Annotated in this window: 11 protein-coding genes; 8 read left to right on the forward strand and 3 right to left on the reverse strand. The window is 65.9% G+C overall.

The window, feature by feature from the left end:
* Nucleotides 1-75 precede the first annotated feature (75 nt).
* On the reverse strand, nt 76-1,344 hold the full coding sequence (locus tag NLR35_RS07115; RefSeq protein ID WP_257165841.1) for a DUF892 family protein: 1,269 nt from the start codon (nt 1,342-1,344) through the stop codon (nt 76-78).
* Between the two features lie 293 nt (nt 1,345-1,637).
* On the opposite strand from NLR35_RS07115, the gene NLR35_RS07120 reads away from it, so the two are divergent.
* Nucleotides 1,638-2,153, forward strand: coding sequence for a hypothetical protein (locus tag NLR35_RS07120; protein ID WP_257165842.1), 516 nt, complete (start codon nt 1,638-1,640; stop codon nt 2,151-2,153).
* Nucleotides 2,153-2,524, forward strand: a complete 372-nt coding sequence (locus NLR35_RS07125) for a hypothetical protein (protein ID WP_257165843.1) — start codon at nt 2,153-2,155, stop codon at nt 2,522-2,524. The genes NLR35_RS07120 and NLR35_RS07125 overlap by 1 nt, the downstream gene beginning before the upstream one ends.
* A gap of 4 nt (nt 2,525-2,528) precedes the next feature.
* On the opposite strand, the gene NLR35_RS07130 is transcribed toward NLR35_RS07125, so the two are convergent.
* Nucleotides 2,529-3,317, reverse strand: a complete 789-nt coding sequence (locus tag NLR35_RS07130; protein WP_257165844.1) for a hypothetical protein — start codon at nt 3,315-3,317, stop codon at nt 2,529-2,531.
* Nucleotides 3,318-3,571: 254 nt separating this feature from the next.
* On the opposite strand from NLR35_RS07130, the gene NLR35_RS07135 reads away from it, so the two are divergent.
* Both NLR35_RS07135 and solA read left to right on the forward strand, forming a co-directional pair.
* Complete coding sequence (locus tag NLR35_RS07135; protein ID WP_257165845.1) at nt 3,572-4,336, forward strand: enoyl-CoA hydratase-related protein; 765 nt, start codon at nt 3,572-3,574, stop codon at nt 4,334-4,336.
* 21 nt (nt 4,337-4,357) lie between these two features.
* Nucleotides 4,358-5,542: an N-methyl-L-tryptophan oxidase gene (gene solA, locus NLR35_RS07140; protein WP_257165846.1), complete on the forward strand. Its 1,185-nt coding sequence runs from the start codon at nt 4,358-4,360 to the stop codon at nt 5,540-5,542.
* A gap of 2 nt (nt 5,543-5,544) precedes the next feature.
* Here solA and bla read toward each other — a convergent pair whose 3' ends face one another.
* Entirely contained in the window at nt 5,545-6,432 is an 888-nt protein-coding gene (gene bla / locus NLR35_RS07145; protein WP_257165847.1) for a subclass B3 metallo-beta-lactamase, read from the reverse strand.
* A 104-nt stretch (nt 6,433-6,536) separates the two neighbouring features.
* Here bla and NLR35_RS07150 point away from each other — a divergent pair, with 104 nt between their 5' ends.
* The 4 genes from NLR35_RS07150 (at nt 6,537) to dxs (ending at nt 12,661) form a co-directional block, all read left to right on the forward strand.
* Nucleotides 6,537-8,213 carry a bifunctional UDP-sugar hydrolase/5'-nucleotidase gene (locus NLR35_RS07150; RefSeq protein WP_257165848.1) on the forward strand — a complete coding sequence of 559 codons (1,677 nt, stop codon included), beginning with the start codon at nt 6,537-6,539 and terminating at the stop codon, nt 8,211-8,213.
* A 116-nt stretch (nt 8,214-8,329) separates the two neighbouring features.
* Nucleotides 8,330-9,259 carry a histone deacetylase family protein gene (locus NLR35_RS07155; protein ID WP_257165849.1) on the forward strand — a complete coding sequence of 310 codons (930 nt, stop codon included), beginning with the start codon at nt 8,330-8,332 and terminating at the stop codon, nt 9,257-9,259.
* A gap of 99 nt (nt 9,260-9,358) precedes the next feature.
* Nucleotides 9,359-9,610, forward strand: coding sequence for an exodeoxyribonuclease VII small subunit (locus NLR35_RS07160; RefSeq protein WP_006611439.1), 252 nt, complete (start codon nt 9,359-9,361; stop codon nt 9,608-9,610).
* A gap of 1,125 nt (nt 9,611-10,735) precedes the next feature.
* Nucleotides 10,736-12,661 carry a 1-deoxy-D-xylulose-5-phosphate synthase gene (gene dxs / locus NLR35_RS07165; RefSeq protein ID WP_257165850.1) on the forward strand — a complete coding sequence of 642 codons (1,926 nt, stop codon included), beginning with the start codon at nt 10,736-10,738 and terminating at the stop codon, nt 12,659-12,661.
* Nucleotides 12,662-12,678 lie beyond the last annotated feature (17 nt).

Below are 12,678 nucleotides of genomic sequence, written 5' to 3' on the forward strand. Positions count from 1 at the left end.
TTAGCCGAAGGCGTAACCCGCCGTCTTCGTTCGTAAAGCGGCGGATGACGCTTCGCTCATCCGCCCGACTCTCGACTACGCCTGCTCGATCGCGGCCGGCATCTTGGCAACCGACATCAGCGAGCGCGCGACCTGGTTGAGAAGCTGGTCGGCGTTCTCCTCCTCGGCCAGCGACTTCGACAAGAGCGCAACGACGGCGCTGTGGCGGAGCTGCGAGGCGAGGTTGCGCGCGGTGGTGTAGCCGGACATCTCGTAATGCTCGACACGCTGGGCGGCACCGATCAAGGCCAGATCAGCGGCGGCGTCCTCCTTGTCCTCGCCTTGCGCGATGATCTCCTGGCCCTCCTCGACCAGGCCCATCATGCCCTTGCACGGCTTTGCACGCGGGGTCTTGCCGAGCAGTTCGAAGCACTCGTTGATGCGCTCGATCTGCGCTTCGGTCTCCACCAGATGCTGCTCGAACAGCTCACGCAGCTGATCGAAGCGCGCGGCCTCGGCCATCTTCGGCAGCGCCTTGGTGAGCTGCTTCTCGGCGTGCAGGATGTCTCTGAGCTCCTCGATCAGGAGATCGCCAAGGCCCGCCTCGTCGGCCGGCGGCGAGCTCTCGGTGACGATCGCACTGGACGCGCCGTTCTCGCCGGCCTGGATCGCCGGCGATTCCGTGAACACCCAGTCGCCGCCCTCGTTCCATGGGCCGCGGGTGTCGATCTCGCCGTGGTCGCCCGACCCGGTGGAATCGTTGAAGAACTGATCGACCAGGCCCGGGGTCGGCGCGATGCGGCCGACGCTGAAGGCCGGCTTGTTCATGCTCTCCAGCGCCAGCGCGAAGGCCTTCATGTGGGTGATCTCGCGCGTCATCAGGAACTGCAGCGCGTCCTTGGTGCCGGCGTCGTCGGTGAAATTGATCAGCCGCTCATAAACGATCTTGGCGCGGGCTTCGGCGGCGATGTTGCTGCGCAGGTCGACATCGAGCTCGCCGGTGATCTTCAAATAATCGGCGGTCCACGGGTTGCCCTGCGAGTTGAACAGATTGACGCCGCCGCCGCCGGCGATCGCGATCAACGGGTCGGCCTCGGCGGCCTCGCGGTCGAACTTGGCGGGCTTGAGATGCATGCGGGCGAGCGTGCCGACCACCTCGAGATGGCTGAGCTCCTCGGTGCCGATGTCCATCAACAGATCTTTGCGGTCGGGGTCCTCGCAATTGAGGCCCTGGATCGAGTACTGCATGGCGGCGGCAAGCTCGCCATTGGCTCCGCCGAACTGTTCCAGCAGCATATTGCCGAAGCGCGGATCGGGCTCGTCGACACGGACGGTGAACATCAGCTTCTTGACGTGGTGATACATGGGAAGGCCTCGGACGTTTGCGGGGGGACGCATTGTCCGAACGGCGCGCCTACATGGTTGTTCCATACCTCTTGCACCGGAACCTGCGTGCCGGCGCGGCGGGATTCGCGTGCTATGCACGCTGGGTTTCACTCCAGGAGCGGCGCAAATCCCGCCATGCCCCCTGTCGCGATCCATGCGGCCAGCTTAAAATGCGGTGACTTTGCGACGACATCCTGTTGGCAGTTGGGCCACGTCCCTTGCTAAGGTTTTCCCTGCTCGCCTAAGCTGTTGTGCTGGAGAGTGAGATGTTGATGCGGACACCAGCCAGGGAGAAACCCGGTCTCGGCGATCGACTTCGCCGCGTCATCGGGCGACTTCGCGCGCACGCATCCTCGCTGGCGCCCTCATCGCTGACGATGACGGCCGCGCCGCGGCCTCAAACCTATCAATTTGCCGACGACGAGCCCGACGACAGCAACATGGAGGTCGCCCTCGCCGCGCTGATCGACCAGATCGAGCGGCCGGCCAAGGCGCCGCCGCCGTCGAAGTTTCCGTCTCTGGCGCGCGTGACCGCATCGCGCCAGGCACCGCACATCCCGGTCTATGAGCGTCCGCCCTATTTCGACGTCACGCCGCGCGACATCGCGCCGCGCCCCGTCGAGGTCGAGCCGCGGCGGGCGCCCTATGAGGAACCGGCAGAGCAGGTCACGCCGGAGGACGAGCTGTCGGAGCTGCGCAAGGATCTGATGAGCGCGATCTCGGCGCGGCTCGGCACGCCGGAGGATCATCTGGCGACGATCCGCACGCTGCTGAGGTCGGTGAAGTAATGTGGGGCCGCAGCAATATCGGCAAGACCGTCGAGGAGTTGACCGATCACCTGCGGCTGGTCGATCACGTGCGCGCGCTGCAGGACGGCCAGAAGGAGATCGCGGAAGCGATCCGGGCGGTGAACCAGCGGCTGACCTCGATCGAGGCCGAGTTCAGGGTGCTGAAGGCGGAGACCCAGCGTGACGCGCTGCGCGAGGTGCAGCACGCGGTGACGGCGGTGCAGGGCTCGATGCATGACGAGCTGACCCGCATGGCGACGCGGCTCGCGGTGCTGGAGCAGGCGCTGCGCCGCGAGGCGGTGCGCCAGCAGGCGCAACCGGCCGCCTCGCGCCCACCGGGCGCGCCGCCGCGCCCGGACGGCGCGCGTTGAGGGCTCAGCGCAAGGTCGCCGTTCGGCTCGATAGATCGATGACGGCGCTGCCGCGCTTGGCGTAGGCGTCGGGGACAAAAGCCTCGTCCGGGGCAATGTTATGGTCGAGAGCGTCCTTGGGGATCGGAAAGCCCTTGGCGCAGGCCTTTTCAATCGTCTCGCGGTCGGCATAGCTGACCGTCACGACGACCGTGCCGGGGCGCGGACCAGCGGCGAGCTTCGACAGGCCGAAATAGTTGATCTGCTCCGTACATGTGACGACGTTCGACGAAAAAGCCCCGGTCGAGTTCGAGGCCCGCAGCAGAACGTCGTAGGTCATCTCAAAGGATCCATCGCTGCCGGTGGGGAAGCCGACGCGCGCAACAGCGGATTCAATAATACCTTGCCCCATGAATCCAGTCAGGCAGACGAGCACGTCCTGCGCTCCGTCTTTCGCGGCGATGACGCATTCGTCCACGTCGATGCCCGGCTGGAAACCGAGAAACTGGTAAGTGTCGCCAACCTGCTCGAACACGACAGTGCCGCCGAAATTGTTGGCGTGCGGCTCGCAATCGCTGCCGTAGCTCACGAGCAGGAGCGGATGGCCGGTGGCCAGGAAACGCCCCTGCTGCCGCTGCGGCTGCAGGGTGACGTTGCAGCCGCGCTCATCATCGGAGGGATAGGATTTGGCCTGCTTGCAGGTCGACCCGGCAATCGCATTGGGCGCGCAGAACTGCGACAATAGCGCGCGATCGGTGGCGTCAGCTCTGGCGCCGCCGCTGAAGGCGCTGCACAGCAGCAGCGACAGCAGCACAGAATAGACTCTCGTCATGGGATCGGCCTTCCGGGTGGACACGCAGCTTGGCGTGCGCAAATCTAGCCGCGACGCCGTCGCAAACCAATCATAAACTACGGCGTGCCTCCCTCTTCCGATACACGCGCACCTCTCCGCCTCATCACCGCTTCGGCCTTTGGCGCGGTCGGCTGATGATGTAGGCTCGGGCGGCAGCAACGACTCGAAGATCACCGCCCGCATCGCGGCAGCCGGCGGAGACGCATGAGGGGCCCATGACCGACCATCTGATCGTCACCGACGAAAGCGAGACGCGGACGATCAAGCTCAGGCGCCCGGAGAAGAAGAACGCGATCACCCAGGCCATGTATCTCGGCATGAGCGATGCGATCGACACCGCCCAGAACAACCCGCTGGTGCGATGCATCATCATCACCGGCGGCTCCGGCGTGTTCACCGCCGGCAATGATCTCGAGGACTTCCTGCATGCGGGTTCGGCCGGCAATGACGCCGTGCGCACCTCGGCGGCGACCAAATTCCTGTATTCGCTCGCGCATAACGTCAAGCCGATCATCGCAGCCGTCGACGGCGTTGCGATCGGCATCGGCACGACGATGCTGTTCCACTGCGACTACGTGCTGGCCTCGACCACGGCGACGTTCGCGACGCCCTTCATCCATCTCGGCCTGGTGCCGGAGGGCGCCTCGAGCCTCTTGATGCCGCAGACCATGGGCTATCAGCGGGCGTTCGCGATGCTGGTGATGGGGCGCACGATGACGGCGGCGGACGCGCAGATCGCAGGCTTCGTGAACACGGTGGTGGCGCCGGGCCATACCGAGGTCGAGGCGCACAAGGTGGCGCGCGACATCTGCCGGCTGCCGGCCGAGGCCGTCGCGATCGGCCGCAAGCTGATCCGCACCGCGCCGGACGAGCTGACCCGCCGCATCGACCAGGAGGCCTATCTGTTCGCCGAGCGCATGACCTCCGAGGAGGCGATCGGCGCGTTCAAGGCGTTCCTGTCGCGCAAGAAGAAAAAGTGACACAGGGGTCGTCGGGCGCGCATGCCGCAGTTTGACGTCATCGTGATCGGCTGCGGCGCGATGGGCAGCGCCGCGCTGCTGCATCTCGCCAAGGCCCGCCGGCGGGTGCTCGGCATCGACCGCTTCCAGCCGCCGCACCGCTTCGGCTCGACCCATGGCGAGACCCGCATCACCCGCGCAGCGATCGGCGAAGGCGTCGACTACACGCCGCTGGCGCAGCGCTCGCACGCGATCTGGCGCGAGTTGGAGCGCGAGACCGGCGCGCATCTGTTCGAGCAATGCGGCTGCCTGTTCATTCCGAGCCAGCATGGCGGCGAGGTCCACGGCGTCACGAGCGCGCAGTTCTTCGCCAATATCGAGACCGCGGCGCGGCTGCACGGCGTCGACGGCGAGACGCTGCCGTCGGAGCGCTTGCGCGCGGATTATCCGGCGTTTGCCACGGCGCCCGGCGATCGCGCCTTCCTCGATCGCGAAGGCGGCTATCTGCTGGTCGAGGACTGCGTGCGCACCGAGCTCGCGGTCGCCGCTCGCCATGGCGCCACGCTGCTCACCGGCCGATGCGTGACCTCGTTCCGCCGCGCTGCGGGTGACCTCACCGTCACGATGGACGATGGCTCGACCGCATCGGCAACGACGCTGATCGTCACCACCGGCCCCTGGATCACCGAGCTGATCGCCCCGCTGCAACGGCGCGTGAATGTCACGCGGCAGGTGCTGTACTGGTTCGAGCTGCTGTCCAATCCGCAGCGCTTTGGCCCCAACGCGCCGGTCTTCATCTGGGACGTGGCGGGGCGCGAGCACGCCGCCTCCGACATCTACGGCTTCCCCTGGCTCGGCTCGCCCGACAATGGCGTCAAGATCGCCCAGGAGGTGCTGACCGGCGAGACCGATCCGGATCACGTGACGCGCGAGGTCACAGCGGACGAGATCGCCGCGACCTACGAGACCTACGTCCGCCCGTTCGTGCCGGATCTCGGCCCCCGCTGCCTGCGCAGCGAAGTCTGCCTCTACACCAATGCGCCGGGCGGCCGCTTCATCATCGACCGCGATCCCGGCGATGCCAACGTCATCTACGCCTCGGCCTGCTCCGGCCATGGCTTCAAGCATTCGCCTGCGGTCGGCGAGGCGCTCGCGGCGATGGCGCTGGGCCAGCCGCCGCGCGTGGATCTCTCCGGCTTCACGCTGGACCGGCTCGCCGCCCCCTGACGCTACTTGCCGGAGGACAGCGCGGCAGTCTGCTTGGCGAGGCCGTCGTTGAACTGGCCTTCGAGCTTGTCGAGATAGGCGTTGAACTCGCCCGGCTTGACGAACGGATTGGCCGCGCCGTCGGCGATCTTGGCGCGCTTCTCGGCCATGCCATACATCTCCGGGTGCGGCGCCAGCAGCACGTCGGGATGCACCGTCTTGGCCCAGGCGTAGGTCTTCTTGTAGTCATCGACGATGCCCGGATAGGTCGGCCGGCCGACGAGCTGATTGAGCGCCACGGTGGCGCTGCAGAAGAAGATGACGCTGCGCGTCGCGTCGCCGTCCTTCACATTGGTCGTCCAGCTGGTGCAGCCCGGCGAATGGCCGGGCGTCTCATGCGCGGTCAGCGTCACGCCGCCGAGCGTCACCGTGTCGCCCTCCTTCACGGCGCGATCGACCTTGACCGGCGGGAAGTTCAGATGGGTCTGCTCCTCGCGGCCAGGATAGAAGCCGCCTTCGAGCAGCGGCACGTCCTTGGCGCCGGCCACCATCTGTGCGCCGGTCTCCTGCTTGATCTGCGCGAGCCCGCCGGTGTGATCGATATGGGCGTGGGTGTTGATGATGTATTTGATGTCGGCGACCTTGAAGCCGAGCTTGCCGATGTTGGTCTCGATCAGCGCGGTCGATTCCGGCATCACGGTGTCGATCAGGATGTGGCCCTGCGGCGTGGTGATCAGATAGGACGCCAGGCCGTCGGTGCCGACGTAATAGATGTTGTCGATCACCTTGAACGGCTCGGTCGGGGTGTTCCAGGCCACGATCACCTGCTTCATGAAATCGGGCAGCGATTGCGCTGCAGCGGGACCGACGCTCAGCGATATCGCCGCGGCGAGCAGCATCATTCTTTTCATTGCGGGCTCCCGATGTATTGTTGTTATGAACCCGTTTTATGTCATCGCGACCGCAGCGAGGCAATCGTGCTTCGTCTCGCCGCCTGCATCACACGTGATCTGCCATGAGCCTGCTCCACCGCCTCGCCTTCGCCGCTCTGCTGGCCGGTGCCGCCGCGGCAAGCCTTGCCGCCCTGCCCGCATCCGCCGAGGACGAGCCGGTGTCGCTGCGCATCCTCGCCATCAACGATTTCCACGGCAATCTGAAGCCGCCGAGCGCGGGCATCCGCGTCGCCGACCCGAACGATCCGACCAAGAGCAGCGTGGTGCCGGCCGGTGGCGCCGCGCAGATGGCGAGCCTCGTCAAGCTGCTGACCGACGGCCAGCCGAACACGATCTTCGTGGCGGCCGGCGACCTGATCGGCGCCAGCCCGTTCCTCTCGGCGATGTTCCACGATGAGCCGACCATCGAATCGATGTCGCAGATGGGGCTCGCGCTGTCCGCGGTCGGCAATCACGAGTTCGACGAGGGCAAGGACGAGCTGCTGCGGATGCAGAACGGCGGCTGCCATCCGACCGACGGGTGCCGCGGGCCGAAACCGTTCACCGGCGCCAAATTCCACTATCTCGCCGCCTCGACCTTTCTCAAGGGCACCGACAAGACGGTGTTTCCGCCCTACGAAATCCGGACCTTCGAGGACATCCCGGTCGCCTTCATCGGGCTGACCTTGAAAGGCACCGCGGGCATCATCTCGCCCGCGAGTTCGGCCGGCCTGGAATTCCGCAACGAGGCCGAGAGCGTCAACGCGTTGATCCCCGAATTGAAGGCCAAGGGCGTGCAGGCGATCGTGGTGCTGATCCATGAGGGCGGCTGGCCGTCCGGCGGCATGAACGAATGCCCCGGCCTCTCTGGCCCGATCGTCGACATCGTCAAGGATCTCGACAGCGCCGTCGACATCGTCATCTCCGGCCACACCCACCAGGCCTATGTCTGCACCATCGACAAGCGGCTCGTCACCTCGGCCGACAAGTTCGGCACCCTGGTCACCGCGATCGACATCAAGCTCGATCGCACGACGCGCGACGTGATCAGCACCAGCGCGACCAACATCGTCGTCGACGCGACGCTGCCGAAGGACCCGACGCAGACCGCGCTGATCGACGCCTATGAGAAGCTCGCCGCGCCGATCGCCAATCGTCCCGCGGGCGTCATCACGCAGGTGCTGTCGCGGCTGCCGAATGCGGCCGGCGAGAGCGTGCTCGGCGACGTCATCGCGGACGCCCAGCTCGCGGCGACATCGGCGCCTGACAAGGGCGGCGCGGTGATTGCGATGACCAATCCCGGCGGCATCCGCACCGATCTCGCCCGCCGCGACGACGGCGCGGTCAGCTTCGCCGACGTGTTTGCGAGCCAGCCGTTTCGCAATCAGCTGATGACGGTCACGCTGACGGGGGCCGAGATCAGGGCCGCGCTCGAGCAGCAATGGCTCGACCCGGCGCGGCCGCGCATTCTGCAAATCTCGCGCGGCTTCTCCTATGCGTTCGATGCGAAGCAGCCGGCCGGCGCGCGCATCGATGCCGCCACGATGACGCTGAACGGCAAGGCGATCGACCCCGCCGCGTCCTATCGCGTCACCCTCAACAACTATCTCGCGCTCGGCGGCGACGGCTTCACCACCTTCAAGAGCGGCCGCGAGCCGATCGTCGGCCCCTATGACGACGAGGCGCTGTTCGCCTATCTCAAGGCCAACAGCCCGCTGGCGCCGCCGCCGCGCGACCGGATCGTCAACAAAGCTCAGTGAAGCTCGCGGCAACCGGCGGGAATCCCGGTCATATCCTCCGTCATGGCTCTTTCCGAGGCTGCGTTCAGCGCATAGATTGGGCACTCCCGCAACGCGCGAGTGGCAGGATCTGTTGAATGTCGACGCTGTACCTCTCTCATGAAGCCTGCCTCGATCACGCCACGCCCTCCGGACATCCCGAGCGCGCCGACCGGCTGCGTGCCGTCGAGGAGGCCCTGGCTGAGGAACGCTTCGCCCTGCTCGATCGCGACGAGGCGCCGGAGGCCGACATCGAGCTGGCCCTGCTCTGCCACAACGAGCACTACGTCACCGAATTGCGCCAGATGGCCCCGACCTCGGGCATCATCTATCTCGACGGCGACACCTCGATGTCGCCGGGCACCTGGGAAGCCGTCATGCGCGGCGTCGGCGGCGCGGTCGCGGCCACCGAATCCGTGATGTCCGGCAAGCACAGGAACGCCTTCGTCGCCGTGCGACCGCCTGGACACCATGCCGAGATCGCCAAGCCGATGGGCTTCTGCTTCTTCGACAATGTCGCGATCGCCGCCCGCTATGCCCAGCGCACCTTCGGCATCGAGCGCGCTGCCATCATCGATTTCGACGTCCACCACGGCAACGGCACCCAGGACATCTTCTGGGCCGATAAGAGCGTGATGTATTGCTCGACCCACCAGATGCCGCTGTTTCCCGGCACCGGCGCGCGCGGTGAACGCGGCGAGCACGACACCATCGTCAACGCGCCGCTGGCCTCCGAGGACGGCAGCCTGGAGTTCCGCTCGGCCTTCGAGAACCTGATCCTGCCGCAGCTGACCAAGTTCAGCCCGGAGCTGGTGATCATCTCGGCCGGATTCGATGCCCATTACCGCGACCCGCTGGCCTCGCTGAACCTGCGGGCCGAGGATTTCGGCTGGGTCACGCGCAAGCTGATGGAACTCGCCGACAAGACCGCCGGCGGACGTGTCGTCTCGGTCCTGGAAGGCGGCTATGATCTTCAAGGCCTTAAGGAATCCGTCTCCGCCCATGTCGCGGCACTGACCGGCGCGTAATCCCCAGCTTCTCACCGATCCCAAGCGGCAGGGCCTGACACAGCGTCGACCGGGGTGTAAAAGCACGGCCCCGGAGTTGAGTATCTGCAGGGAACCCGCATGGCGGACAACACCGTAGCCGACGTCAAGAAGCTGTCGTTCGAGCGCGCGATCGAGGAACTGGAATCGATCGTGAAGCGGCTCGAGGACGGCAAGGTGCCGCTCGAGGAGTCGGTGACCATCTACGAGCGCGGCGAGGCGCTGAAGCGGCGCTGCGAGGAGCTGCTGCGGCAGGCCGAGGCCCGGGTCGAGAAGATCACGACCGACGCCAGCGGCCGGGCCACGGGAACGGCGCCGCTCGACGTGCAGTAAAGCCGCGCGGCGTCCTGAGATCCAGTCGCAGCTAGCGTGTCGAAAGTGCGCCGCTTCGGCGGGCTCGCGTCCGAAACGTCCGCTCGCCGGCAACAGCCGACAATTATTTTCGCGTTTGGCCGTCCGAGCGTCGCGCGCAGGATAGCCGCCTGCCGATCGAGCAAATCAGCCGAAAAACGGAGCAGTCATTCCCTGCCCATTCGCAGAGTGACAGTGGCGCGGATGCAAGGACGTCCCCGACACAAGCGTCGCGCAGCCGAGCCTTCCATTAACGCTGTCTCTGGAAACAGGCTTAACGACGCATGTCGCGCGGCCAAGTGCCGGAGATCGGGAGGGATCAACGGCCGGGTCGCCTCGCAGACAATCATTCGAGCATGTCGGGCTCGTTCGGATTTGATCCGGTCACGGCTCGTGCATCCACCGCCGGTCGCTGTTCTATGGCGCCGGAGCGCTGCCGAGATCGATCTCCATCGTGGCGCGCGTTCGCCGCCGGTGCGTTGGCCTTCGTGTCCAGTTCGCCTACGAAACGCCGTACGCCGATGACTTCTTCATGATCGTGGACGGGCCGCCCGCCTGACGCGAACGCATGGCTCATCCCGCCGCAGCGCTCGCAAATCGTGACTGGGACGGGTTCTGCGGCGCGGGAAAAAGCCTGGACCAGGCTCGCATCTCCGGATAATTCCGGACGGACGCTTGCCGTCGATTTAAGCAGCGTCGTGGAACCCAAGGCGCGTCGCAGAGGTTGAGATCTGGCGCAACGGTACCGTTTGCGGGCTTGCCATCTGCCGCCGGGTTGGCTTTAAGACGGGCTTTGGTGTAAAGCTTCTCGCAAGTGCGGGTTTTTGGAAGTGTCCATTCTCACCAGGAGGATGGAAACAAGCGCTTGTAAAAGCTCGGGAAACTGACTTGGCTGAACGACTTGGCGATCTTGGGCGACTAACGAGGACGGCAAGGCCACCAAGAGTGACTTACATCACATAGATCGATCCAAAAGCCGGCTAGGGTCCGGTCTACGGCTTCGATCCGCGCGGATGTGACCTTCAAGGCTCCAGGTTTCGCCGCCCGTTACGATGAACCTCTCAGACGTCGGCCCTTGAACCCGACCTGCAAAATTGGAATGTCACCGTGACCACATTTAGTAAGACGCCGCTTCTCGACACCATCAAGACTCCGGAAGATCTGCGCCGGCTGAAGGTCGAGCAGGTCCGGCAGGTCGCCGACGAACTTCGCCAGGAGACCATCGACGCGGTCTCGGTGACCGGCGGCCACTTCGGCGCGGGGCTCGGCGTGGTCGAGCTGACCACGGCCATCCATTACGTGTTCGACACGCCGCGCGACCGTTTGATCTGGGACGTCGGCCACCAGGCCTACCCGCACAAGATCCTGACCGGGCGCCGCGACCGCATCCGCACGCTGCGCACCGGCGGCGGCCTCTCCGGCTTCACCAAGCGCGCCGAGAGCGACTACGATCCGTTTGGCGCCGCGCACTCCTCGACCTCGATCTCCGCCGGCCTCGGCATGGCGGTCGCTCGCGACCTGTCGGGCGGCAAGAACAACGTGATCGCCGTGATCGGCGACGGCGCGATGTCCGCCGGCATGGCCTATGAAGCCATGAACAATGCCGGTGCGATGAACTCGCGCCTGATCGTCATTCTCAACGACAACGACATGTCGATCGCTCCGCCGGTCGGTGCGATGTCGGCCTATCTGTCGCGCCTCTACTCGGGCAAGACCTACCGGACGCTGCGCGATGCCGCCAAGCAGCTCGGCCAGCATCTGCCGAAGGTGATCGCCAACCGCGCCAGCCGCGTCGAGGAATATTCCCGCGGCTTCATGATGGACGGCGGCACGCTGTTCGAGGAGCTCGGCTTCTACTATGTCGGCCCGATCGACGGTCATAACCTCGACCATCTGCTGCCGGTCCTGAAGAACGTCCGCGACATGGAGACCGGCCCGATCCTGGTTCACGTCGTGACCCAGAAGGGCAAGGGCTACTCGCCGGCGGAAGCGGCGGCCGACAAGTATCACGCGGTGGCCAAGTTCGACATCGCCACCGGCACCCAGGCCAAGGCCAAGCCGAACGCGCCGGCCTATCAGAACGTGTTCGGCCAGAGCCTGGTCAAGGAAGCCGAGAAGGACGACAAGGTCGTCGGCATCACCGCCGCGATGCCCTCGGGCACCGGCATCGACATCTTCGCCAAGGCGTTCCCGAAGCGGACCTTCGACGTCGGCATCGCCGAGCAGCACGCGGTGACCTTCGCCGCCGGCCTTGCCAGCGAAGGCTACAAGCCGTTCTGCGCGATCTACTCGACCTTCCTGCAGCGCGGCTACGACCAGATCGTCCATGACGTCGCGATCCAGTCACTCCCGGTGCGCTTCGCGATCGACCGCGCCGGCCTGGTCGGCGCCGACGGCGCCACCCATGCGGGCTCGTTCGACAATGCCTATCTCGGCTGCCTGCCGAACATGGTGATCATGGCCGCCTCCGACGAGGCCGAGCTGGTGCACATGGTGGCGACCCAGGTCGCGATCGACGACAAGCCCAGCGCGGTACGCTACCCCCGCGGCGAAGGCCGCGGCGTCGAGATGCCTGAGGTCGGCGTGCCCCTGCCGATCGGCAAGGGCCGCATGATCCGCCAGGGCAAGCAGATCGCCCTTCTCTCCTTCGGCACCCGTCTCGCCGAGTGCGAGAAGGCGGCCGATGAGCTCGCCGCGCACGGCCTGTCCGCCTCGATCGCCGACGCGCGCTTCATGAAGCCCCTCGACGAGGAGCTGGTGATGAAGCTCGCCCGCGAGCACGACATCCTGATCACGATCGAGGAAGGTTCGATCGGCGGCTTCGGCTCGCATGTCATGCAGTTCCTGGCTGACCAGGGCATGCTCGACGGCGGCCTGAAGATGCGCTCGATGGTGCTGCCCGACGAGTTCCAGGACCACGACACGCCGGCGGCGATGTACGCCCGCGCCGGCCTCGACGCCAAGGGCATCGTCCGCAAGGTGTTCGAAGCGCTCGGCAAGGACTACGCGACCGAGGCCGTCAAGCTCGCCTGAGGGCGCGCTGACTGCAC

The sequence above is a fragment of the Bradyrhizobium sp. SRS-191 genome (assembly GCF_024586915.1).
Taxonomy (GTDB): Bacteria; Pseudomonadota; Alphaproteobacteria; order Rhizobiales; family Xanthobacteraceae; genus Bradyrhizobium.